Annotated in this window: 1 protein-coding gene; it reads left to right on the top strand. The window is 42.2% G+C overall.

Going from position 1 to position 540, the window contains the following annotated elements; all coding sequences use genetic code 11:
* Positions 1–283 (top strand): hypothetical protein (locus R7F64_RS24280; protein ID WP_318072206.1); only part of this gene is annotated, 283 nt, incomplete at its 5' end.
* Positions 284–540: the final 257 nt, after the last annotated feature.

Raw genomic sequence — 540 nt, 5'->3', positions numbered from 1 at the left:
TCGGTTCGTTAAAATAGAAAAAGTGATGATCAAAAAAATGGTCGATCTATTTTTTGATCAAAATGGCGACGACTTTATCGCGGAACACGCCAACAAAACGGGAATTGCTACTCTCGGTAATTATAAAGAGATGCATTTTATGAATGCGCAATTACTGAGTGAGTTAAAACAGCTCCTCCGAGAGTTGGATGATGCCAACTTAACAGCGCTGATCTCGTACTGGGTGGCGGCGTTACAAGTCGAAAACGACGAGCTGGAAAAACATTTACCCCAAGGTGAGTAGCTCTGCTCACCTTTTTCCTTCGTTGGCCTTCTCTATTTTTGCCCTTCTATCTGTTGCTTTGTCTATTCTACGCATCGACCAACACAGACTTTACTTACTTTCTGCATCTATTCGCATCCATCATTAGTCGACGTTCGACATAAAAAAACGCATCACAAGTGATACGTTTTTTGCGTCGTTGTTTGTAGTTTGTATTCGACTCTACTCGCAGTCGTCTTCACCGACGTTAACTGGGAACAGACACATTAAGCGACTGA

Origin of the sequence: Vibrio sp. Vb1980 (assembly GCF_033338615.1) — a bacterium.
Classification (GTDB): Bacteria; Pseudomonadota; Gammaproteobacteria; order Enterobacterales; family Vibrionaceae; genus Vibrio; species Vibrio alginolyticus.
The sequence above is the reverse complement of the archived record's forward strand: the minus strand, read 5'-3'. Positions and strand labels throughout refer to the sequence as shown.